Genomic DNA, 21,681 nt, shown 5'->3' with positions numbered 1-21,681 from the left:
AGGGAAGCCAGTTGCGGGGAGAGCATGAACGAGCAGAAGCCCACCGGGCCGAAGCCGAAGTGGTGGAGCCGACCGCAGGCAGGCCGCCGCCGCGAGACCGAAGCCCCGGCCCCGGCCGAAGTCCCGGCCGACACCTATGACTTGGCTCCGCCGACAGCAGTGGGCGAGGCGGCTCGGCCCGCGCCGGCGGCCGAAGCACAGCCCGCGAACGTGACGGCGGCGCCGCCGCTCCAGGAGTCGAACCCGCGGGTTCCGCCCGCCCGGGACGCGAGCCCGGTGGCCCCGTCGCCCCAGGACGCGCCGCCGGCCACCCCGGCCCCGGTGAGCGACGACGCGGGCGACCCGCACGCGGCACACGACGCACCCCCCGGGCCCGCCCCCGAGCCGATCACCAACCCGGTCGTCGAGGCCGAGCCCGGCCCGGTCGTCGAGCCCGAGCCCGTCGCGCCCCGGCAGCCCCTGCACGCGCCGGATCCCTATGGCACGCCGCCCTACGGCGGCCCCGGGCCGTGGGCGCCCGCGCCGCCCGTGCAGCGGCCGGTGCCGACGCCCCCGGGGGGCACCTCGCTGGCCCAGCAGTCCGCCTACGCCGCACCTCAGGCACCGGCAGCCCCGGCCGCCGCCCCGGCACCGGCGCCGCAGGCCCCCGTACAGCAGGCGTCCGCGCCGCAGTCCGCCTACGCCGCGCCTGCGGCGCCTCCCGCTCCGCCCGCCTCGCAGTGGCTGCAGTACGACCCCTGGGGCGCGCCCGGGGAGCCGCTCACGCAGGTCGGGCGGCCCGAGCCGAGGAAGCCGCGGCGCGGGGCCCTGCTCGTCGGGGCCGTGCTGCTCGCCCTGGTCGCGGGCGGCATCGGCGGTGGGGTGGGCGCGTACGTCGAGCGCAACGGCGGCATCACCAGCGTCAAGCTGCCCCAGTCCGGCAAGGAGCCGCAGGGGCGGGCGCCGGACAGCGTCGCCGGGATCGCCGCGAGCGCGCTGCCGAGCGTGGTCACCATCCACGTCACCGGCGCCACCGAGTCCGGCACGGGCACCGGCTTCGTGCTCGACAACGCCGGGCACATCCTGACCAACAACCACGTCGTCCAGCCGGCCGGCGACTCGGGGAAGATCTCGGTGACCTTCAGCGGGGGCGAGAGCGCGCCCGCCCAGGTGGTCGGCCGGGACACCGGGTACGACCTCGCGGTCGTCAAGGTCGACGGCGTATCGGGCATGAAGCCGCTGCCGCTCGGCAATTCCGACAACGTCCTGGTCGGCGACCCGGTGGTGGCCATCGGGGCGCCCTTCGACCTCTCCAACACGGTGACGTCCGGGATCATCAGCGCCAAGGAGCGCCCGATCACGGCCGGGGGCGAGAGCGGCGACGGCAGCGACGTCAGCTATGTCGACGCGCTCCAGACCGATGCCCCCATAAACCCGGGCAACTCCGGCGGCCCGCTCGTCGACTCCAAGGCCCGCGTCATCGGCATCAACAGCGCGATCAGGTCGGCCGGGAGCGGCAACACGGAGGGCAGCGGCGGCCAGGCCGGCTCGATCGGGCTCGGCTTCGCCATACCGGTCAACCAGGCCAAGCGGGTCGCCGAGGAGCTGATCAACACGGGCAGGGCCACGCACCCGGTGATCGGCGTCACGCTCGACATGAAGTTCACCGGCGACGGCGCCCGGGTCGGCGACAAGGCGAGCGACGGCAAGCCGGCCGTCGCCACCGACGGCCCCGGCGCCAAGGCGGGCATCAGGTCGCAGGACGTGATCACCAAGGTGGACGGCCAGCGGGTGCACAGCGGCGAGGAGCTGATAGTGAAGATCCGTGCGCACCGCCCCGGCGACCAGCTCAAGCTCACGGTCCAGCGGGACGGCAAGGAGCAGGAGCTCACTCTGACGCTCGGCGCCTCGTCCTGACCCCGGCTTTCGGGGCGCCCGCGGGCCGGGCGCCCCACCGGCCCCGTACCGATGCCCAAAGGTCACCCCGCGGGTACCGCGCCGACAGCTCGGCCGGGTACCGTAGAGCGGTCCATGACCGGACGCGGGGCTGAGAATCAAGCGCCGAGATCGCGAGCACTGAGAACACGAGGAGCAGCGGGTGTTCAACGACATCGGGCCCATGGAGCTGGTCACACTCGTGGTCCTCGCCGTGCTCATCTTCGGTCCGGACAAGCTGCCCAAGCTGATCCAGGACGTCTCGAACGTCATCCGCAAGGTGCGCAGCTTCTCCGAGAGCGCCAAGCAGGACATCCGGGCCGAGCTCGGCCCGGAGTTCAAGGACTTCGAGTTCGAGGACCTCAACCCCAAGACGTTCGTCCGCAAGCAGCTCATGGACAACGACGACCTGGGGCTCAAGGAGATCCGCAACAGCTTCGACCTCCGCAAGGACATGGAAGAGGTCGCGGACGCGGTGCACGGCCGCGAATCGGCCACCGCCACCACGGCCGCCAACGGTTCGGTGAACGGCTCGGGCGGCACCCCCGACCTGCTGAAGAAGCGCGAGAAGCTGGACCCGGGCGAGCGTCCCCCGTTCGACGCCGACGCCACCTGATACACGCCAATCAGACTTGATACACGCCAATCCGACTTGGGCTTTTCCGGCGAGCCGCGGCGAGGTGGCTATCCTCCATCTGTCCGGCAGCCAGGACGCCCGCGGGGGCGGGCCGCTCCGGACGCTACTGATCCAGGAGGCGGCCGGGCAGATGGAGACGACAAGCCGGGTAGCGGGGGAGTCCGCTCAAGGGGCGCCCCAGGGCACCCAGTCCACACCGGAGGGAGTGCCGGTGGCCCGGCGTACGCTCGACGGCTATCTGCGCGCGCCCTTCCCCTGGTACGGCCTCGACGAGGCGTTCACCGGGGCACGCTGGCTCATGCAGGTGGCGCAGGCCGCGGACGGCACCGTCCAGCACGGCTCGATCGGGCACGGTGACGAGCCGTCGATACGGCCCGAGGCGGCGGCCGCGGCCGACCGGGACCGGTTCGCGGTGGTCGTGAGCGTCCCCGCCAGCCCCGTGCGCCACAGCGGCGACGGCGGTGTCCTGGAGGCCACATCGGTCTCCTCGGCGGCCTGGCTGGCCGGTTCGGGGCTGCTGGCCTTCACCTGGCCCCCGCAGATGGACCACGTCCGGCGCGGCGAATGGCTGGACCAGCAGACCGAGACGGCCTGGGAGCTCGCCGACGACCTGGACGGCCCCGACTGGTCCACGCTCTCGCTGCCCGTCGACGGGGAGCCGGCGGACTTCCACTACCGCGAGTCGGAGTTCGGCTGGATCCTCGCCGGTCCGGCCCAGAACGGCGTGCACCTGGGGGCGTACGGGCGCGGCCTGAGCGCGTACGGGCTGGCCTTCTCGGTGGTCAAGGACATCAGGTCGTACCAGTGAGCGCGGCGCCGAGCGCGCGGAGGTACGCGTAAGGGCCGCCTCGCCACTGCGGGGCGACCCTTACCGCCGTGGCGGAAGGCCGCGTCGAGCAGGTCCTGCGGGCTCCACTCGCTCTCGGGATGCTGGTCGAGGCGCTTGTTGGTCCCTGTCGTACGGGCCGCGCCGAGGCGATCCCGGTTGCCGCGCCGCGCTGCCCTCGTGGCGCCACACTGGAAGGGGACCGGGGCCGGCAGGCGGAGACCGGGAGGCACCCGTGGCGCACACCCGCAGCACCGACGTATTGATCGTGGGCGCCGGCCCGGTCGGCCTGAGCGCGGCCGCCGGGCTCGCCCCGCACGGAGTGCGCATCCGGCTCGTCGACCGGTTGCCGGCTCGGCTTCCGTACGCGAAGGCGGTGGGCATCCAGCCCCGCACGCTGGAGATCTGGGACCGGATGGGCCTGGCCCGCGACGTCGTCGAGGCGGCCGTGCCGCTCCACGGCCAGCTGACCTACGTCAACGGCATCGAGCAGCCGCGGATGGAACTGGAGCTGCCGCCGGAAGTGCCGTACGGGGTCGCCGCGCTGCCGCAGTACGAGACGGAACGCCTCCTGGAGGAGTACCTCGCGGGCCTGGGCACGGCCATCGAGCGCGAGACGGAACTGCTGTCCTTCAGCCAGGACGCGGACGGTGTGACCGCGCTCCTCGACTCCGCCTCCGGTGGCCAGGAGGAGGTCAGGGCCGGGTTTCTCCTCGGCTGCGACGGCGCGCACAGCGCCGTCCGCAAGGGTCTCGGGCTCTCCTTCGAGGGCGGGGCCTTCCCGACGAGTTACATGCTGGCCGACGTCGAGGCCGACTGGGACCTTCCGGCCGGCTACAGCGTGCGGGCCGGCCACCGCGCCGCGGACGGCCCGGCCGACGCGCCCCAGCCGGGCGACCGGGCCCCGGACTGCGAAGGGCTGGCCGCGCCACTGGTCACGTACCGGATGCGGCTGCTCGACGTTCTGCGCGGCTGCCCGGGGCACGTCGTGATCCGCTACCTGACCGACCCCGCCGATCCGGTCGCCGCCCGGGCCGCCGCCGAGCTCGAAGGCGCCCGTGCCATCGGGACGGCCGCGCCGACTCCCCATCGGGCGCGGGGGCCGCGGACGGTGGCCGTCGTCGCCCGGGGGACCGAACCCCGGGAGTCGCCCGGCACCCCGGCCGGCCTTTCGGCCGTCGTGGAGCTGCCGGTTCCCGGATACCTGGACACAGCGGGGGAGTTCGCACGGACCTACCGCCCCGAGGGCCCGACCGGCTTCATCGTCCGCCCCGACGGACAACTGGGCGCCCGCTTCCCCCTCTCGCGTACGAAGGAGGCGCTGGCCGAGTACCTCGCGGCGCTGTCCGTCCCGGCGTAGGGGGCGAGTGCCGCACGTCGGGCCGGGGCGCCGTAGGACGCCCCGGCCGTCCGGCTAGAACTTGTTGCGCGGGGTGATCCCCAGCGACATGCCCGACAGGCCGCGGGCACGGCCGCCCAGCTTGCCCGCGATGGCGCGCAGGGCGGCGCCCGCGGGGGAGTCCGGGTTGGACAGGACGACCGGGCGGCCGTCGTCGCCGCCCTCGCGCAGACGGACGTCGATCGGGATGGAGCCGAGCACCGGCACGTTGGCGCCGGTCGTCTTGGTGAGGCCATCGGCGACCTTCTGGCCACCGCCGGTGCCGAACACGTCGACCATCTCGTCGCAGTGCGGGCAGGGCAGCCCGGCCATGTTCTCGACCACGCCGACGATCTTCTGGTGGGTCTGCACGGCGATGGAACCGGCCCGCTCGGCGACCTCGGCCGCGGCCTGCTGCGGGGTCGTCACGACGAGGATCTCGGCGTTCGGGACCAGCTGGGCCACCGAGATCGCGATGTCACCGGTGCCCGGCGGCAGGTCGAGCAGGAGGACGTCCAGGTCGCCCCAGTACACGTCCGCGAGGAACTGCTGCAGGGCGCGGTGCAGCATCGGGCCGCGCCACACGACCGGCGCGTTGCCCGGCGTGAACATGCCGATGGAGATGACCTTCACGCCGTTCGCGGACGGCGGCATGATCATGTTCTCGACCTGGGTGGGCCTGCCGTCGGCGCCCAGCATGCGGGGCACGGAGTGGCCGTAGATGTCGGCGTCGACGACACCGACCTTCAGGCCGTCCGCCGCCATCGCGGCCGCGAGGTTCACCGTCACCGAGGACTTGCCGACGCCGCCCTTGCCGGAGGCGACCGCGTAGACGCGGGTCAGCGAGCCGGGCTTGGCGAAGGGCACCTCGCGCTCGGCGGTGCCGCCGCGCAGCGACGTCGCGAGCTCCTTGCGCTGCTTGTCGCTCATCACGTCGAGCGTCACGTCGACGCGGCTGACGCCCTCGACCCGCTCGACCGCCTCCGTCACGTTCTTGGTGATGGTCTCGCGCATCGGGCAGCCGGAGACGGTCAGGTACACCGTGACGGCAACCGCCCCGTCCGCACCGATCTCAACCGATTTGACCATGCCGAGCTCAGTGATCGGTCGGTGGATCTCGGGGTCGTTCACCGTCGCCAGTGCCTCAAGCACCGCGTCTTCCGTAGCCATACAGCCGATGGTACGGCGCTTACCGCACAGTACGGAAAGCCCTGTCAGCGGTCGCCTTCGTCACGTCCGTACGCCCGCTCCGGCGGGAATACGTTTCTGCGCTCCTCCATCTCCTTGACCAGGTCCTGGAGTTCGGAGCGGATCCAGTCGCGGGTGGCCACCTCGCCGAGGCCCATCCTGAGCGCGGCGATTTCGCGGGTGAGGTACTCGGTGTCCGCGATCGACCGCTCGTTCTGCTTGCGGTCCTGTTCGTGGGTGACCCGGTCGCGGTCGTCCTGCCGGTTCTGCGCGAGCAGGATCAGCGGGGCCGCGTACGAGGCCTGGAGCGACAGGGCGAGGGTCAGGAAGATGAACGGGTAGTTGTCGAAGCGCAGCGAGCTCGGCGCGAAGATGTTCCAGAGGACCCAGACGATGATGATCAGGGTCATCCAGACGATGAACCGCCCGGTCCCCAGGAACCGTGCGATCCGCTCGCTGAACCGGCCGAACGCCTCCGGGTCCCACTCCGGCAGCAGCCGCACGCGCGGCGCGCGCGGCTGGTCGAGGCGGGTGCGGCCGCGCGGCAGCGCGCTGGCGCCGCTCGCGCGGGTGCGCTCCTCCGCCCGGTCAGTGCCGCCCATCCGGTACCCCCTCCGGCCCGTGGAACTCCGTCTCGCGCCAGTCCTCCGGCAGCAGGTGGTCGAGTACGTCGTCGACGGTCACGGCGCCGAGCAGCGAGCCGCTCGCGTCCACCACGGGCGCTGCGACCATGTTGTACGCGGCGAGGAAGCTGGTCACCGAGGGCAGCGAGGCGTTCGGCGGCAGCGGCTTCAGATCGCTGTCCACCACCGAGCTGACCAGCGCGAACGGCGGCTCGCGCAGGAGCCGCTGGAAGTGCACCGTGCCCAGGTACTTGCCCGTCGGCGTCTCGTCCGGCGGCCGGCACACGTACACCTGCGCGGCGAGCGCGGGGGAGAGGTCCTGCTGGCGCACGCGGGCCAGGGCGTCGGCGACCGTGGCGTCGGGGCGCAGCACGATCGGCTCGGTCGTCATCAGACCGCCCGCGGTGCGCTCCTCGTACGAGAGCAGTCGGCGCACATCGGCCGCGTCGTCGGGCTGCATCAGCGTGAGGAGGCGCTCCTTGTCCTCCTCGGGCAGCTCGGAGAGCAGGTCGGCGGCGTCGTCGGGGTCCATCGCCTCCAGGACGTCGGCGGCCCGCTCGTCCTTGAGCTTGCCGAGGATCTCCACCTGGTCGTCGTCGGGCAGCTCCTCCAGGACGTCCGCGAGCCGGTCGTCGTCGAGGGCGGCGGCCACCTCGGCGCGGCGCTTGGGCGAGAGGTGGTGCATGACGTTGGCGAGGTCGGCGGGGCGCAGCTGCTCGAAGGTGGCGACCAGGTTCTCGGCGCCCTGGCCGTGCTCCTCCAGGGAGAAGCCGGTGACGGCCGACCACTCGACGGTCAGCGTCTCGCCCTTGCGGCGCAGCGCGCCCGACTTGCCCCGGCGGACGAAGACCTTGTCGATCTCCCAGTCGCGGCGGGCCGGCAGCTGCTGGATCGCGACGTCCAGGACGGTCACCTGCTCGCCGGTCTCGACCAGCGTGACCCGGCGGTCCAGGAGTTCGCCGAGGACGAGCCGCTCGGTCGGGCGCTGCTCGAAGCGGCGCAGATTGACGACGCCGGTGGTGATGACCTGGCCCGATTCCACGCCCGAGACCCGGGTCATGGGCAGGAAGATCAGCCTGCGGCCGGCCACTTCGACGACGATGCCGAGCAGCCGGGGAGGCCGGCGGCCGACCCGCAGCATCGCCACGAGGTCGCGCACGCGGCCGACCTGGTCGCCGTTGGGGTCGAAGACGGCGACGCCGGAGAGGTGCGATACGAAGACCCGGGGGGCGCCTGCCGCCATACGAGCGCCTCCTTACTGTTCAGGGTTGCTCCGCACCACCGCGATCGCTGCGGGACAAGGGTTTCAGGCTAGCCGGTGGTCGCGCGGTACGCCCTTGCGGGGCGGCCGTACGGCGCTCTGCCGAGCAGCGTAGACACTGCGGGTAGGGTGCGGTCTGCCGACCCCCTACATCGATGTGAGAGGCAGTGCGCAGGTGACCTCATCCCCCTTGTCCGTACGGGTACGGGTCCAGGCCCGCCGGGCCGCCCTGCCCCTCGCGCTGTGCGCGGGTCTCGCCGCGGGGCTCACCGCGTGCGGTACGGATCCCGACGAGGGGACCAACGGCGTCGGCAAGCTGTCCGCGACCGAGATCGAGAACAGGGCGCGGACGGCGGCGGACGGCGCGGACGCGGTACGGCTCTCGGGGACGCTGGTCAGCAAGGGCGGCTCGTACAAGATCGACATGAAGCTGAAGAGCAGCGGCGGAACGGGCACGGTCACGTCGCAGAAGAGCACGTTCGGGCTGCTGCGGGTCGGGGAGGACCTGTTCCTCAAGGCGAACGCGGGGTTCTGGTCGCACAGCGAGTCGGGGGGTGCGGCTTCGGCTGCGGGCAAGCTCGACGACAAGTACGTCAAGGTGCCGTCGGGGGACCCGGCCTACCAGCAGCTGCGCGGGTTCACCGAGAAGTCCGTGCTGCTCAAGGGGATGCTCGGGCTGCAGGGCGCGCTGTCCAGGAGCGACCGGTCCGAGGTCGGCAACGTCCGTACGGTACGGATCGCGGCGGGCAAGGACGGCGAGGGCGGCACCCTCGACGTTTCCCTCCAGGGCACGCCCTATCCCCTCCGCTTCGAGCGGGCGGGCGGGGCGGGCGTCCTCGAACTGGCCGACTGGAACAAGGACTTCGCGCTGGCCGCTCCGGCCAAGGGGGACACGGTGGACTACGGGCAGCAACTGCCCAAGACCTGACCCCGGGTGCCCCGCTCAGCGCCGCTTCCGCCGGAACAGCAGGCTCGGCAGCGCCGCGGGCACCGCGTGCCGCGTCGTCGCCGGGGACGCGAGCGGGGCCGTGGCCAGGGAGCCTTCGGGGACCGCCCCGAGCCCGCCCGTCGGGGTCAGGCGCAGGAGGCGGCACTCCGCTGCCCAGCGGGCCGGCATCGCCTCGCCGTCCGGGGCGTTCAACCGCTTGCCCTTCAGCTCCGCCACCGCCGCGTCCCAGGCGGCCGTGCCCGAGGGGATCTCGGAGACGTTCGCGGTCCATGCCACGAGCCGTCCGCCCTTGTCCTTCGAACGGACCGTCACCGCCGCCGTGCCGCCGCCCGTCAGGCCCTCCAGCGGCTGCTCGCCCGGGCCGCCCCCGACCACGTACGCCGCCCCGTCGAGCCACACGTGCCACAGGGCCCGCTCGGCCACCCCGGTGCCGCGCACCCAGATGAGCCCGGACTTCTTCGTGGCCTCCTCGACGAGGGCCTGGTCGAGCAACGTCTGCGTCATGCCACCACAGTAGAGGCCCCGGGGAACAGTCAGTTCCGTAATCCGGCCATGCCCCTTACGCTTCCGCCGTGACCACTGCCACCACCCCCGCGCCGCAGGTCGCCGCGGGCGTCCCCCGCATCGACGTCGTCCTGCTCGCCGTCGCGATCTCCAGCGTCTCGCTGTCCGCGCCGCTGATCGCCGCCACCGCCGCGCCCGCGCTCGCCATCGCCTTCTGGCGCAACGCCCTAGCGGTCGGCGCGCTGACCCCGGTGGCCTGGTTCAAGTACCGCGCCCGGCTGCGCGCGCTGACCCGGCGCGAGGTGGGGCTCACCGTCGGCGCCGGCGCTCTCCTCGCGCTGCACTTCGGGCTGTGGCTGCCCAGCCTGAGCATGACGTCCGTCGCCTCGTCGACCGCGCTGTGCACCACCACCCCGATATGGACGACCATCGCGCTGCGCCTGCGCGGCCACCGCCCGCCCGGCCTGGTGTGGGCCGGCACCCTTGCCGCGTGCGCCGGAGTCGTCATGCTCACCGGCGTCGACCTCAGCCTGTCGACCCGGGCCCTTGCCGGAGACGCGCTCGCGCTCGGCGGCGGCATCGCGGCGGCCGGCTACGTGCTGCTCGGCGCCGAGGTCCGCAAGAGCGTGGACACCGTTCCGTACACCTACCTCTGCTACGGCGCGGCCGCCGCCGGGCTCCTGACGGCCGCCCTCGTCAGCGGGGCCGACCTCACCTCGTACGACGGCGCGACCTGGCTGAAGCTCGCGGTGCTCACGCTCGCGGCCCAGCTGCTCGGCCACTCCCTCCTGAACCGGGTGGTGGCGAGCCTCGGCCCGTCCGTCACCTCCACGGCGATCCTGCTCGAAACCCCCGGCGCCGCCCTCATCGCGGCCCTCTGGCTCGGCCAGCAGCCCCCGGCCCTGGCCTACCCGGCGCTGCTCGCGATCCTGGCCGGACTCGCCCTCGTCGTACGGGCGAGCCGGACCAACTGAGCGTTCAGAGCCAGCCGTTGCGCTTCAGGCTGCGGTGGATCGCGAAGCAGGCCACGGCCACCAGGCCCATCGAGATCGGGTAGCCGTACTTCCAGTGCAGCTCCGGCATGTTGTCGAAGTTCATGCCGTACACGCCGCACACCATCGTCGGTACGGCGATGATCGCCGCCCAGGCCGTGATCTTGCGCATGTCCTCGTTCTGGGCGACGGAGGCCTGCGCGAGGTTGGCCTGGAGGATCGAGTTGAGCAGCTCGTCGAAGCCGATGACCTGCTCCTGCACCCGGGCGAGGTGGTCGGCGACGTCGCGGAAGTACTTCTGGATGTCGGGGTCCACGAGCCGCATCGGGCGCTCGCTGAGCAGCTGCATCGGGCGCAGCAGCGGGGAGACCGCGCGCTTGAACTCCAGTACCTCGCGCTTGAGTTGGTAGATCCGGCCGGCGTCCACGCCGCGCGGGCTGCCCTTGGCCGGAGCCGAGAAGACCTCGATCTCGACCTCGTCGATGTCGTCCTGCACCGCGTCCACGACCGCGAGGTAGCCGTCGACCACCTGGTCGGCGATCGCGTGAAGGACGGCCGAGGGGCCCTTGGCGAGGAGCTCCGGGTCGTCCTGGAGGCGCTTGCGCAGGGCGCGCAGCGAGCCCTGGCCGCCGTGCCGGACGGTGATGACGAAGTCCCGCCCGGTGAAGCACATCACCTCGCCGGTCTCCACGACCTCGCTGGTCGCGGTGAGCTCGGCGTGCTCCACGTAGTGGATCGTCTTGAAGACGGTGAACAGGGTGTCGTCGTAGCGCTCCAGCTTCGGCCGCTGATGGGCGTGGACGGCGTCCTCCACCGCCAGCGGGTGCAGCCCGAACTCGGCGGCGATACCGGCGAATTCGGCCTCGGTCGGCTCGTGCAGACCGATCCACGCGAAGCCCCCGCCCTCGCGCACCCGCCGCATCGCCTCACGGGGCGTCAGGCAGGACGTGTCCTCGACGGACTGGACGCGCTGCCCGTCGCGGTAGACCGCGCAGTCCACGACGGCGCTGCTCGCCGACGGGTCGCGGGTGGTGTCGTAGCCGCTGTAGGGGGTGCTGGTCTTGCGCAGCGCGGGGCGGACCACGGCGCGCAGGTCACGGATCATCGACATGGCAGGACTCCTTCACGGAGGGCCGTCGCAGGGCATGGCACTTGGAACTGCCCGGAATGGGGACGTACAGCGAAGAAGAGGGCCGAAGGGTCGAATCGACCCCGAAGGGCATCAATCGCACACGTTCGCAAAGCGGGCGGCACCACAGGGGCACGCGGGGACGGCGTTCGCTACTGAAACGGACAAGGCGAGGCGATGTGCTCTTCCGTTGGGCGAAACGCCAGGAGACTCGGATGTTTCCGGACCCGGGGGCCGGGTAGAGAGGGTCTCAGTTCACCGGGAACAACGCAGGCGCGTGGAAGAGCGGTTGGTACTGCCAGGCCGACTTCGATCCATCGCAGCCCCACCTCCTCCAGCCGGTCCCCCGTGGGGGACTTCCTGCTGTCCTGAACAGCGGCCAAGACTATCAGCCCACTGTTGCGTCAAGCCCCGTCTTTGCCGCTTGCATACGCCTTCTATGCTCGCCCCATGGTTGATGTTCTTGCTCTGGTCGAGGCCCGCCTGCGCACCGCGCTGGGCGAGCCGGACGCGCGCGCGGCGGTCACCTTTCTCGGTACGGACCGCATCGAGGTGCTGCGGTTCACCGACGGCGACATCGTCCGGTACGCCACGCTCGGCATGTCCGCCCAGCCGATGGCCGATCCCACCTCGGCGCTGGCCGACCCGGTGAAGGGCCCGCGGGCGGAGCTGGTCCTGTCGGTGCGCGCCGGGCTCGCCGACACCGACAAGGTGCTCCGCCCGCTCGCCGTGCTCGCCGCATCCCCGCGGGTCGAGGGCCTCGTGGTGGCGCCGGGCGCCTCGCTCGACGTCGGCGAACCGCTGTGGCCGGGCGCCCCGTTCAGCTCGGTCCTGGTCGCCGAGGCGGGCGGCCTGATCGAGGACCTGGAGCTCGACGCCCCGATGGACCCGGTGCGCTTCCTGCCCCTGCTCCCCATGACCACGAACGAGGCCGCGTGGAAGCGGGTGCGCGGCGCGAAGGAACTGGAGGAGCGCTGGCTCGCCGGGGGCACGGACCTGCGCGACCCGCTGCGGAGGTCGGTGGGGCTGGACTGAGGGGGCCGCTGGAAACACATCGTGCGCTCCAGCTCGACTCCTGGGGCTCCGCCCCAGACCCCGTTCGCGCCTGAAGGGCGCTCGTCCTCAAACGCCGGACGGGCTGAAGACGCTCGCCCCTGCCAGGGCCAACCCTGCTAGGGGCGCGGGGAACTGCGCGACCGGCCACGCACGGTCCGCAGCTGAACCTCAACCTTCCGAGCCGAGCGCTCAGTTCGCGAACACAGAAACCCCGTCCTCCGCAGCATGCGCAGGCTGACGCTCAGTCGCCTCGCGCGTGAGCGAAGTGCGCCGGACCCACACGATCCCCGCCCCGAGCACCGCCGCCACGGCCGCCACCACGAACGGAACGTGGATGTCGCTCCACTCCTCGATCTTCGGCGCGAAGTACGGCGCCGCTGCCGCCGCGAACCAGCGGACGAAGTTGTAGCCCGCGCTCGCCACCGGCCGGGGCGCGTCCGAGACGCCGAGGGCCAGCTCGGTGTACACGGTGTTGTTGAGGCCGATGAAGGCGCCGGAGGCGATGGTCGCGGCGACGGCGGTGGTGTGGCTGCCGTAGCCGAGCACGATCAGGTCGGCGGCGAGCAGCACGAGCGATCCGCCGAGCACCTTCAGCGAGCCGAACCGCTCCTGGAGCCGCGGCGCGACCAGCACCGAGAACACCGCGAGCAGCACGCCCCAGGCGAAGAAGACGCCACCCGATTTGTACGGCGACATGTTCAGGACGAACGGCGTGAAGGCCAGCACCGTGAAGAAGGCGTAGTTGTAGAAGAAGGCGGACGCCGCGGCCGAGGCGAGCCCGCCGTGGCCGAGCGCCTTGATCGGATCGAGCAGCGAGGTCTTGCGCGCGGGCCTGGGCTGTTCCTTCAGGAACGCGGTGATCGCGATGAAGCCGATCGCCATGAGGGCGGCGGTGCCGAAGAAGGGGTAGCGCCACTTCATGTCCCCGAGGACCGCGCCGAGCAGCGGGCCGCACGCCATGCCGAGTCCGAGGGCGGACTCGTACAGCAGGATCGCCGCCGCGCTGCCGCCGGCCGCGGCGCCGACGATGACGGCGAGCGCGGTCGAGACGAAGAGCGCGTTGCCGAGCCCCCAGCCGGCCCGGAACCCGACGAGCTCGCCGACCGAGTTCGAGGTGCCGGCAAGGGCGGCGAAGACGACCACCAGGGCGAGCCCCACCAGAAGCGTCTTCTTGCCGCCGATCCGGCTGGACACGAATCCGGTGACCAGCATCGCGACGGCGGTGATCAGGAAGTACGAGGTGAAGAGCAGGGACACCTGGCTGGGCGTGGCGTCCAGACCCTTGGCGATGGACGGCAGGATCGGGTCGACCAGGCCGATGCCCATGAAGGCGACGACGGACGCGCCCGCGGTCGCCCAGACCGCCTTGGGTTGACGCAGCAGGCTGCCGACTCCTGCGCCTTCGTCGAGAGGGTCCTTTCCTTGCCGCATGGCTGCTCCCGCTTCCCGTTGGATGGTGGGCACAAGATCGTTGCGCAATACACACAATAACTTAGGGAGCCTAATGAGTGCAAGACGAAACTACTTTTCCGGTGGTGGTGCCGGGCGGCCTCCGGGCCCGTACCGCCAGGCCTCCCGGCCCGTGCCGCGCCTGCCTCGACAGGCGGACCGCACTCCGGACGGGTGATCGTCCTTGACGGGGCGACGGCCGGGGAGGACCGTGGGGCTCTATGAGGGGCGAACCCAGTTGCCCGAAGTGCGGAGGCCGGGTCAGGGCGCCCGGTCTCTTTGCCGACACCTGGCAGTGCGATGTGCACGGCCCCGTCTTTCCGCTCCAGCCGGTGGTCCCGCCCAGTGTCGAGGCCCTGGAGGTCGTCGTGCGCCGGGCGCAGGTGCCGGTGTGGATGCCCTGGCCGCTGCCCGTCGGCTGGCTGTTCACGGGCGTCGCGTACGCCGGTGACGACCGCAGCGGCGGCCGTGCGACCGCCGTCGCCTGCTCCGGCCCGGGCCCGCTCGGCGGCATCGGCGAGCTGATCCTGGTCGCCGAGGAGCTGGGAGTGGGGCTCGGCGCGCGGTACGCGGGCATCGACGCGCCCGACCCCGGCCCGTTCATGAGCGTCGACAAGCCCGCGCACACCAAGCTCCTCGCGGCCGGCCGGCCGACCCCGCTGTGGCACGTCACGCGCACCCCGGACGACCGCGCGGTCTTCGCGGGCGAGGCGCGCGGCCTGTGGCTGTGGGCGATCGTGTGGCCGGAACAGTCCGGACTCCTCATGTACGACGAGCTCGTCCTGACCGATCTGCGCGACGCGGGCGCCGAAACGGAACTGGTGCCGTGCGGGGCCCTGACCCCGCGCATCCTGTCCTGACGGTCCTGATGGCGAGTCCGCTCGCGGGCGGGCGGGGAGGCGTGGACGGGCGGTTATCCTTGACTGTCCCCTGATCCGCCCCTTATGCCCTGGAGTACGCGTCGTGCGCATCGATCTGCACACCCACTCCACGGCCTCGGACGGCACGGACACCCCCGCCGAGCTGGTCCGCAACGCGGCGGCCGCCGGGCTCGATGTCGTCGCGCTGACCGACCACGACACCACCCGCGGCTACGCGCAGGCCGTCGCCGCGCTCCCCGCCGGGCTCACCCTCGTGACCGGCGCCGAACTCTCCTGCCGCATCGACGGCGTCGGCCTGCACATGCTGGCCTATCTCTTCGACCCCGAGGAGCCCGAGCTCTCCCGCGAGCGCGAACTCGTGCGGGACGACCGGGTGCCGCGCGCCCAGGGAATGGTCGCCAAGCTCCAGGAGCTCGGCGTGCCCGTCACCTGGGAACAGGTCGCGCGGATCGCCGGCGACGGCTCGGTCGGCCGCCCGCACGTCGCCGAGGCACTCGTCGAACTCGGCGTCGTCGACTCCGTCTCCGACGCCTTCGTGCCGGACTGGCTCGCCGACGGCGGCCGCGCCTACGTCGGCAAGCACGAGCTCGACCCGTTCGACGCGATCCGCCTGGTCAAGGCCGCGGGCGGCGTCACCGTCTTCGCCCACCCGCTCGCCGTCAAGCGCGGCCAGGTGGTGCCCGAGTCGGCGATAGCCGAACTGGCCGCCGCCGGGCTCGACGGCATCGAGGTCGACCACACCGACCACGACGCCCCCACCCGGGAGCGGCTGCGCGGCCTCGCCCGCGAGCTGGGGCTGCTCGCCACCGGCTCCAGCGACTACCACGGCAGCCGCAAGCCCGTACGGCTCGGGGAGTGCACCACCGACCCCGAGATCTACGGCGAGATCACCCGCCGCGCCACGGGGGCCTTCCCCGTGCCGGGTGCGGGCGGAAGCGCCTGACCGCAGGGAGAGCGCGCCTCTCCCGACCCCGGGGGCGCCGCCCCCGCATCCCCGCTCCTCGAACCCCCGCCCGGCACGTCCGCGCGGTCCCGGGGGCCGGGCCCGGCCGATCTGCGCAGCAGCACACCGGCCCTCTTCTGTACGCCCCTCACCTCGCAAGGCTCACCGTGTTCGACGCTGCCGTCTTCGGCTCCCTCTTCCTCACCCTGTTCGTCATCATGGATCCCCCCGGGATCACGCCGATCTTCCTCGCGCTGACCGCCGGCCGGGCCGCCAAGGTCCAGCGCAGGATGGCCTGGCAGGCCGCCGCCGTCGCGCTCGGAGTGATCACGCTCTTCGGTCTCGTAGGGCACCAGATCCTGACCTACCTGCACATCGACGTCCCGGCGCTGATGATCGCGGGCGGTCTGCTGCTGCTCCTCATCGCGCTCGACCTGCTCACCGGCAAGACCGACGAGCCCAAGCAGACCAAGGACGTCAACGTCGCGCTCGTGCCGCTCGGCATGCCGCTGCTCGCCGGGCCCGGCGCGATCGTCCAGGTCATCCTGGCCGTCCAGAACCACGACTCGGTGTCCGGGCAGGTCTCGGTCTGGGCGGCGATCATCGCGATCCACGTCGTCCTGTACGTGACCATGCGGTACTCGCTGCTGATCATCCGCGTGATCAAGGACGGCGGCGTCGTCCTGGTGACCCGGCTCGCGGGCATGATGCTCTCGGCCCTCGCGGTGCAGCAGATCATCAACGGCATCACCCAGGTGATTCACGGCAGTTGAGCCCCCTGACACGCCGAAGCGCCCCCGTACGGATCTGTACGGGGGCGCTTTACGTACGGCACCCGCGGCCGTTCGACCGGCTCGCGGGAGCACTACCTCTAACGCGTTACGAGGCCACGGACGTGGCCGGGCGGATGTAGATGCGCTGACCCATTGCGGCGGCCTGCTGCACAATCCGGTTGACGGAGGCGGCGTCCACGACGGTGCTGTCAACGGCGATACCGTCGACGTCGTCCAGGCGCATGATTTCGAAGCGCATGGCTTCTCCCTTCGTCTGATCCTCCTGCTAGGAGAACTATTGGTGCGGGGGGCTGAGAACAGCCTGCTCCCACGAGGCGTCGGGGCGGTTGCCCGCCCGTTAAGAGTGGATTGCGTGGCTACGGTGCAACGCGTTCCGTCCTGTTCAACGGGTTGCCTCCAGCAAACATTCCCTACGCTAAGGAAATTTTTCGAGTTGCTAAGGATATGGCTCTGATGGCGACCGGTTGTGCCCGGTTGTGCCCCGCGCGTCACGACCTCGACAATGGAAAACGTATGGACGACTCCCAGGAACCACAGCCGGCCCAGGCGCCCGACGACCGCGCCGCACAGCTGGACCGCAAGCTGGACGCCACCAACGAGCTGCTCCAGCGCATGCTCGCCGAAGTCGCGAAGACGCCCTCCACGCACGCGATCTTCGTCGACGCGGGCTATGTCTACGCGGCCGCCGGCCTCCTCGTCACCGGCACCGAGGACCGCCGCTCCTTCGACCTGGACGCGGAGGGGCTCATCGAGGCCTTCATCGACAAGGCGCGCACGATCTTCGCGGACAGCCGGCTGCTGCGCGTCTACTGGTACGACGGCGCCCGGCGCCGCATCCACACCCCCGAACAGCAGTCGATCGCCGAGCTCCCCGACGTCAAGGTCCGGCTCGGCAACCTCAACGCCAACAACCAGCAGAAGGGCGTCGACTCCCTGATCCGCTCCGACCTGGAGTCACTGGCCCGGCACCGCGCGATCAGCGACGCGGCGCTCATCGGCGGCGACGAGGACCTCGTCTCGGCGGTCGAGGCGGCGCAGGGCTACGGCGCGCGCGTCCATCTCTGGGGCATCGAGGCCGCCGAGGGGCGCAACCAGGCGGAACCGCTGCTCTGGGAGGTCGACAGCCAGCGCACCTTCGACCTCGACTTCTGCAAGCCGTACGTCACTCGGCGGCCGGTCACGATGTACGAGCAGGAGGGGCCGGCGCCGTCGCGCGAGGACGTGCGGTTCGTCGGCGCCCGGATCGCCGCGACGTGGCTCTCCGAGCGGGGCCGCGCGGCCCTCGCCGAGCTCCTGCCCGGCCACCCGTACCTGCCCGGCCCGGTGGACCAGGACCTGCTCATCGAGGCGGAGCGGCTTCTCCAGTACTCGCTGAGGGGGCATGCGGATTTGCGCCGCGCTCTGCGGGACGGGTTCTGGCAGCACCTTCAGTCGCAGTACTAGGCGTTCTGCGGGGTGCGGTTGCTTCGACCGCGGCCCGTCGAGGGGCTGGTCGCTCCCCCAAGTTCTCGGCTTCGCTCGAACAGGGGGGACCCCCATCGCGGCGGAGCCGCACGATGTCACAGCCCCGCGCCCCTGGAAAGCACGCGCTGCGCGCATGTGCTGGCTGTCGGGTGCGGGTCGTCGTGGGCTGGTCGCGCAGTTCCCCGCGCCACTAAGGGGTTTGGGCTGGTCGGCGCCCTGACGCGAGCAATCACGCGGGAGCGCTCAGGGGGCCTGCGTCGGCCAGCTTCAACCCCTTAGGGGCGCGGGGAACTGCGCGAGCAACCACGTCCGGTCCGCAGGCGAACGTCGCAGCCGCGGGAGCGCTCACGCCGTCGTCGGGCTGGGGCGGCCGACAGTCACGCCCGCCCAGAACTCCGTCATCGCCCCCACCAGCTCCCCCGGATGGGAGACGTTGGGGGAGTGGTCCGCGCCCCGGATCACCGTGTGCCGCGCGTTCACGCTGCGGGCCATGTGGGCCAGCTCGCTCACCGCCCAGACCGTCTCGCCGGACCCGTACGCCACGTGGAGGGGCAGCGGCAGCGCCACGAGGCCCTCCGTGCGGTCCGGCTCCACCCTCAACTGCCGCCCTGTCGCGATGAGTTGGGCGGGCTGCGTGCTGAACCAGCGCCGCTCCAGGAACGCCATGATCTCCGGCGGGTCCGGAACGTACGCCGGGTCCCGGCCGTCCAGCCACTGCGTCGCCGCCCACACCCACGACGGCGGAAGCACCGGCAGGGCCGCCCGGAGCATCCGGATCTTGGTGCGCTGCTCGGGGCCGACCCGGCCGGGGCCGGACGACAGCAGCGTCAGGGAGAGGAACGGGGACGGGTCGAGGCGGGCCGCAGACCGGGCGACGAAGCCGCCGAAGGAGTGGCCGACGAGGTGCACGGGGCCGTCGGCCAGCGCCGCGACCTGCGCGAGTACGTCGCCGCCGAGGGCGCGCGGGGTGTAGCCGGACATGTGCCGCGGCCCCGGGCTCTCGAACTGCCCGCGCCCGTCGACCGCCACGGCCCGGTACCCGACGTCCGCGAGCGGGTCGAGGAGCCCGAGGAAGTCCTCCTTGCTCCCGGTGTACCCGGGAAGCAGGAGCACAGTGCCGCGCGCGGCGCCGTCGGGCCGCGAGTCCAGGACGGCGAACTCCTGGCGGGGGGTGGCCAGTCGGTACGCACGCGTACGCGCCGGAAGGTCGAGGGAGCGCGGCTTACTCATGAGTAGAGCGTATCCGGCCTGCCGCAGGGGGCCTGGTTCGCCAACCCAATGAACGCAGCGCGAACGGCCCGGCACCCCACAGGGGGACCGGGCCGTTTCGGGTGGTGCTGGTTACGCCTCGGGCGCGACCGCCGCCTTCTTCGCGCGGGTGCGGCGCGGCTTCGCCGGGGCCTCGGCCTCGACGGCCTCGACCACGGGCTCGGCGGCCTTCTTGCGCGTGCGGCGCGGCTTGACCGGAGCCTCGGCCTCGACGGCCGCCTCGGGGGCGACCTCGGCGACCTTCTTGGCCCGGGTCCGACGCGGCGCGGCCGGAGCCTCGGCCGCCTCGGGGGCAGCCTCGGCGACCTTCTTGGCGCGGGTGCGGCGGGGCTTGGCGGGTGCCTCGGTCTCGACGACGGCCTCGACCGTTTCGACGACGGCCTCCGCCGCCTTCTTGCGCGTGCGGCGCGGCTTCACCGGCGCCTCCGCCTCGACGGCCGCTTCGACGACCGCCTCGGGGGCGACCTCGGCGACCTTCTTGGCGCGGGTGCGGCGAGGCTTGACCGGGGCCTCGGTCTCGACGACCGCAGCGGCCTCGACCGTCTCGACCACGGGCTCGGCGGCCTTCTTGCGCGTACGGCGCGGCTTGACCGGAGCCTCCTCGACCGCGACCGCGACCGCGGCGGCCGGAGCCGCGGCGACCTCGGTGATCGCGGCGGTGGTCTTGGCCTTCGCGGCCCTGGCCAGCTCCAGCGCGGCCGACTCCGGCGTCACGAAACCGACCTCGGAGGCCGGCTTGGCCTTGCGCACCGGGCGACGGCGCGCCTTGGCCTGGACCGGCTCGACGACGGGCGCGGCGGCGACCGGCGCGGAACGACGGCGCGGCTCAGCCTTGACGACGGCGGCGACGGGCTCGGCGACCACCGCGACCGGAGCCGCCTCGATCACCGGCGCGGCGGCAGCGGCCTGCGGCACGGCCGACGGCGCACCCACACGGGTACGGCGACGACGACGCGGCGTGCGCGGCTCGGTCACCGTCTCGGTGGCCGCGGCGGCCTCGGCGACCGGGGCCGCGACGGGAGCTGCGGCCGTGGTCTCGACGCCGTCCGCCTGCGCGCCGCCGCGGGTGCGGCGACGCTGACGCGGCGTACGCGTACGGGCCGGGCGCTCCTCGGTGACGACGGGCGCCGCGGCGGCGGACCTGCGTCCGCGCCCACCGGTCTCGCCGAGGTCCTCGACCTCTTCGGCCGCGAGGCCCGCGCGGGTGCGCTCGCCCCGGGGCAGCACGCCCTTGGTGCCCGCCGGAATCTTGAGCTCCTCGAACAGGTGCGGCGACGTGGAGTACGTCTCGACCGGGTCGGGGAACTTCAGGTCGAGCGCCTTGTTGATCAGCTGCCAGCGCGGGATGTCGTCCCAGTCGACCAGCGTGATCGCGATGCCCTTCTTGCCCGCGCGGCCGGTACGGCCGATGCGGTGGAGGTAGGTCTTCTCCTCCTCCGGCGACTGGTAGTTGATGACGTGCGTGACACCGTCGACGTCGATGCCGCGGGCCGCGACGTCGGTGCAGACCAGAACGTCGACCTTGCCGTTGCGGAAGGCGCGCAGCGCCTGCTCGCGGGCGCCCTGGCCGAGGTCGCCGTGGACCGCGCCGGAGGCGAAGCCGCGCTTGGCGAGCTGCTCGGCGATGTCCGCGGCGGTCCGCTTCGTACGGCAGAAGATCATCGCGAGCCCGCGGCCCTCGGCCTGCAGTATGCGCGCGACCATCTCCGGCTTGTCCATGGAGTGGGCGCGGTAGACGAACTGCTCGGTGTTGGCGACGGTCGTGCCCTCGTCGTCCGGCGAGGTGGCACGGATGTGCGTCGGCTGCGACATGTAGCGGCGGGCGAGGCCGATGACGGCGCCCGGCATGGTCGCGGAGAACAGCATCGTCTGCCGCTTCGGCGGAAGCAGCTGGATGATCTTCTCGACGTCGGGCAGGAAGCCGAGGTCGAGCATCTCGTCGGCCTCGTCGAGCACCAGCGTCTTGACGTGGGAGAGGTCGAGCTTCTTCTGCCCGGCGAGGTCGAGCAGGCGGCCCGGGGTGCCGACGATCACGTCGACGCCCTTCTTGAGCGCCTCGACCTGGGGCTCGTACGCCCGGCCGCCGTAGATGGCGAGCACGCGCACGTTGCGGACCTTGCCCGCGGTGAGGAGGTCGTTGGTGACCTGCTGGCACAGCTCGCGCGTCGGTACGACGACGAGGGCCTGCGGGGTGTTGGTGAGCCGCTCGGGCGTGGCCCGGCCCGCCTCGACGTCGGCGGGGACGGTGACCCGCTCAAGGATCGGCAGACCGAAGCCGAGCGTCTTGCCGGTGCCGGTCTTGGCCTGCCCGATGATGTCGGTGCCGGAGAGCGCTACGGGGAGCGTCATCTCCTGGATGGGGAACGGGGACACGATGCCGACGGCTTCAAGGGCTTCGGCGGTCTCGGGAAGGATCCCGAGCTC

General features: G+C 72.2%; 20 protein-coding genes. 11 read left to right on the top strand and 9 right to left on the bottom strand.

Annotated elements, in window-relative coordinates; genetic code table 11:
• Positions 1-24: 24 nt before the first annotated feature.
• From OHA17_RS14045 to OHA17_RS14030, 4 genes are all read left to right on the top strand, one after another.
• A complete protein-coding gene (locus tag OHA17_RS14045) occupies positions 25-1,896 on the top strand; it encodes a trypsin-like peptidase domain-containing protein (RefSeq protein ID WP_406506944.1) in 1,872 nt (623 codons plus the stop codon).
• A gap of 181 nt (positions 1,897-2,077) precedes the next feature.
• Positions 2,078-2,530, top strand: a complete 453-nt coding sequence (locus OHA17_RS14040; protein WP_053729944.1) for a sec-independent translocase — start codon at positions 2,078-2,080, stop codon at positions 2,528-2,530.
• A 151-nt stretch (positions 2,531-2,681) separates the two neighbouring features.
• Positions 2,682-3,359, top strand: a complete 678-nt coding sequence (locus tag OHA17_RS14035) for a hypothetical protein (protein WP_398876315.1) — start codon at positions 2,682-2,684, stop codon at positions 3,357-3,359.
• A 253-nt stretch (positions 3,360-3,612) separates the two neighbouring features.
• The gene (locus tag OHA17_RS14030) at positions 3,613-4,737 is read left to right on the top strand and encodes an FAD-dependent monooxygenase (RefSeq protein WP_406506943.1); all 1,125 of its coding nucleotides are present in this window, start codon (positions 3,613-3,615) and stop codon (positions 4,735-4,737) included.
• A gap of 54 nt (positions 4,738-4,791) precedes the next feature.
• Here the strand turns inward: OHA17_RS14030 and OHA17_RS14025 are convergent, their stop codons facing one another.
• Genes OHA17_RS14025 through OHA17_RS14015 form a run of 3 tightly spaced genes read right to left on the bottom strand, consistent with a single transcriptional unit; the run spans position 4,792 to position 7,809 of the window.
• Positions 4,792-5,925 carry an Mrp/NBP35 family ATP-binding protein gene (locus OHA17_RS14025; protein WP_406506942.1) on the bottom strand — a complete coding sequence of 378 codons (1,134 nt, stop codon included), beginning with the start codon at positions 5,923-5,925 and terminating at the stop codon, positions 4,792-4,794.
• Positions 5,926-5,969: 44 nt separating this feature from the next.
• Positions 5,970-6,545 (bottom strand): DUF1003 domain-containing protein, encoded by a 576-nt coding sequence (locus tag OHA17_RS14020; protein ID WP_406506941.1) that lies wholly within the window; start codon positions 6,543-6,545, stop codon positions 5,970-5,972.
• The gene (locus tag OHA17_RS14015; protein ID WP_398876311.1) at positions 6,532-7,809 is read right to left on the bottom strand and encodes a magnesium transporter MgtE N-terminal domain-containing protein; all 1,278 of its coding nucleotides are present in this window, start codon (positions 7,807-7,809) and stop codon (positions 6,532-6,534) included. Before OHA17_RS14015 ends, OHA17_RS14020 begins: the two co-directional genes overlap by 14 nt.
• A 193-nt stretch (positions 7,810-8,002) precedes the next feature.
• On the opposite strand from OHA17_RS14015, the gene OHA17_RS14010 reads away from it, so the two are divergent.
• A complete protein-coding gene (locus tag OHA17_RS14010; protein WP_406506940.1) occupies positions 8,003-8,755 on the top strand; it encodes a hypothetical protein in 753 nt (250 codons plus the stop codon).
• A gap of 15 nt (positions 8,756-8,770) precedes the next feature.
• Here OHA17_RS14010 and OHA17_RS14005 read toward each other — a convergent pair whose 3' ends face one another.
• Positions 8,771-9,280, bottom strand: coding sequence for a hypothetical protein (locus OHA17_RS14005; RefSeq protein WP_406506939.1), 510 nt, complete (start codon positions 9,278-9,280; stop codon positions 8,771-8,773).
• Between the two features lie 68 nt (positions 9,281-9,348).
• Here OHA17_RS14005 and OHA17_RS14000 point away from each other — a divergent pair, with 68 nt between their 5' ends.
• A complete protein-coding gene (locus tag OHA17_RS14000) occupies positions 9,349-10,254 on the top strand; it encodes a DMT family transporter (RefSeq protein WP_406506938.1) in 906 nt (301 codons plus the stop codon).
• Between the two features lie 4 nt (positions 10,255-10,258).
• Here OHA17_RS14000 and OHA17_RS13995 read toward each other — a convergent pair whose 3' ends face one another.
• A complete protein-coding gene (locus tag OHA17_RS13995; RefSeq protein WP_053729935.1) occupies positions 10,259-11,383 on the bottom strand; it encodes a magnesium and cobalt transport protein CorA in 1,125 nt (374 codons plus the stop codon).
• A gap of 468 nt (positions 11,384-11,851) precedes the next feature.
• On the opposite strand from OHA17_RS13995, the gene OHA17_RS13990 reads away from it, so the two are divergent.
• A complete protein-coding gene (locus OHA17_RS13990) occupies positions 11,852-12,436 on the top strand; it encodes a suppressor of fused domain protein (protein WP_406506937.1) in 585 nt (194 codons plus the stop codon).
• Positions 12,437-12,646: 210 nt separating this feature from the next.
• Here the strand turns inward: OHA17_RS13990 and OHA17_RS13985 are convergent, their stop codons facing one another.
• Complete coding sequence (locus OHA17_RS13985; RefSeq protein ID WP_406506936.1) at positions 12,647-13,888, bottom strand: MFS transporter; 1,242 nt, start codon at positions 13,886-13,888, stop codon at positions 12,647-12,649.
• A gap of 239 nt (positions 13,889-14,127) precedes the next feature.
• Here OHA17_RS13985 and OHA17_RS13980 point away from each other — a divergent pair, with 239 nt between their 5' ends.
• From OHA17_RS13980 to OHA17_RS13970, 3 genes are all read left to right on the top strand, one after another.
• On the top strand, positions 14,128-14,766 hold the full coding sequence (locus OHA17_RS13980; RefSeq protein ID WP_406506935.1) for a DUF6758 family protein: 639 nt from the start codon (positions 14,128-14,130) through the stop codon (positions 14,764-14,766).
• A gap of 103 nt (positions 14,767-14,869) precedes the next feature.
• Positions 14,870-15,730, top strand: a complete 861-nt coding sequence (locus OHA17_RS13975) for a PHP domain-containing protein (protein WP_053729931.1) — start codon at positions 14,870-14,872, stop codon at positions 15,728-15,730.
• A gap of 167 nt (positions 15,731-15,897) precedes the next feature.
• A complete protein-coding gene (locus OHA17_RS13970) occupies positions 15,898-16,503 on the top strand; it encodes a MarC family protein (RefSeq protein ID WP_053729930.1) in 606 nt (201 codons plus the stop codon).
• Between the two features lie 106 nt (positions 16,504-16,609).
• On the opposite strand, the gene OHA17_RS13965 is transcribed toward OHA17_RS13970, so the two are convergent.
• Entirely contained in the window at positions 16,610-16,762 is a 153-nt protein-coding gene (locus OHA17_RS13965; protein ID WP_199827104.1) for a hypothetical protein, read from the bottom strand.
• A gap of 275 nt (positions 16,763-17,037) precedes the next feature.
• Between OHA17_RS13965 and OHA17_RS13960 the strand changes: the two genes are divergently transcribed.
• Positions 17,038-17,967 (top strand): NYN domain-containing protein, encoded by a 930-nt coding sequence (locus OHA17_RS13960; RefSeq protein ID WP_398876303.1) that lies wholly within the window; start codon positions 17,038-17,040, stop codon positions 17,965-17,967.
• 366 nt (positions 17,968-18,333) lie between these two features.
• Here the strand turns inward: OHA17_RS13960 and OHA17_RS13955 are convergent, their stop codons facing one another.
• Both OHA17_RS13955 and OHA17_RS13950 read right to left on the bottom strand, forming a co-directional pair.
• Positions 18,334-19,218 carry an alpha/beta fold hydrolase gene (locus OHA17_RS13955; RefSeq protein WP_406506934.1) on the bottom strand — a complete coding sequence of 295 codons (885 nt, stop codon included), beginning with the start codon at positions 19,216-19,218 and terminating at the stop codon, positions 18,334-18,336.
• Between the two features lie 111 nt (positions 19,219-19,329).
• A complete protein-coding gene (locus tag OHA17_RS13950) occupies positions 19,330-21,606 on the bottom strand; it encodes a DEAD/DEAH box helicase (protein ID WP_406506933.1) in 2,277 nt (758 codons plus the stop codon).
• Positions 21,607-21,681: the final 75 nt, after the last annotated feature.

Source organism: Streptomyces sp. NBC_00212, from assembly GCF_045206365.1.
In the GTDB taxonomy this organism is placed as follows: Bacteria; Actinomycetota; Actinomycetes; order Streptomycetales; family Streptomycetaceae; genus Streptomyces.
The sequence above is the reverse complement of the archived record's forward strand: the minus strand, read 5'-3'. Positions and strand labels throughout refer to the sequence as shown.

Bases quoted from the DNA above. Each gene is read 5' to 3' on its own strand.
- OHA17_RS14045 (WP_406506944.1), top strand. From the start codon at position 25: ATGAACGAGCAGAAGCCCACCGGGCCGAAGCCGAAGTGGTGGAGCCGA.
- OHA17_RS14035 (WP_398876315.1), top strand. From the start codon at position 2,682: ATGGAGACGACAAGCCGGGTAGCGGGGGAGTCCGCTCAAGGGGCGCCC.
- OHA17_RS14025 (WP_406506942.1), bottom strand. From the start codon at position 5,925: ATGGCTACGGAAGACGCGGTGCTTGAGGCACTGGCGACGGTGAACGAC.
- OHA17_RS14020 (WP_406506941.1), bottom strand. From the start codon at position 6,545: ATGGGCGGCACTGACCGGGCGGAGGAGCGCACCCGCGCGAGCGGCGCC.
- OHA17_RS14015 (WP_398876311.1), bottom strand. From the start codon at position 7,809: ATGGCGGCAGGCGCCCCCCGGGTCTTCGTATCGCACCTCTCCGGCGTC.
- OHA17_RS14005 (WP_406506939.1), bottom strand. From the start codon at position 9,280: ATGACGCAGACGTTGCTCGACCAGGCCCTCGTCGAGGAGGCCACGAAG.
- OHA17_RS13995 (WP_053729935.1), bottom strand. From the start codon at position 11,383: ATGTCGATGATCCGTGACCTGCGCGCCGTGGTCCGCCCCGCGCTGCGC.
- OHA17_RS13990 (WP_406506937.1), top strand. From the start codon at position 11,852: ATGGTTGATGTTCTTGCTCTGGTCGAGGCCCGCCTGCGCACCGCGCTG.
- OHA17_RS13985 (WP_406506936.1), bottom strand. From the start codon at position 13,888: ATGCGGCAAGGAAAGGACCCTCTCGACGAAGGCGCAGGAGTCGGCAGC.
- OHA17_RS13980 (WP_406506935.1), top strand. From the start codon at position 14,128: ATGAGGGGCGAACCCAGTTGCCCGAAGTGCGGAGGCCGGGTCAGGGCG.
- OHA17_RS13965 (WP_199827104.1), bottom strand. From the start codon at position 16,762: ATGCGCTTCGAAATCATGCGCCTGGACGACGTCGACGGTATCGCCGTT.
- OHA17_RS13960 (WP_398876303.1), top strand. From the start codon at position 17,038: ATGGACGACTCCCAGGAACCACAGCCGGCCCAGGCGCCCGACGACCGC.
- OHA17_RS13955 (WP_406506934.1), bottom strand. From the start codon at position 19,218: ATGAGTAAGCCGCGCTCCCTCGACCTTCCGGCGCGTACGCGTGCGTAC.
- OHA17_RS13950 (WP_406506933.1), bottom strand. From the start codon at position 21,606: ATGACGCTCCCCGTAGCGCTCTCCGGCACCGACATCATCGGGCAGGCC.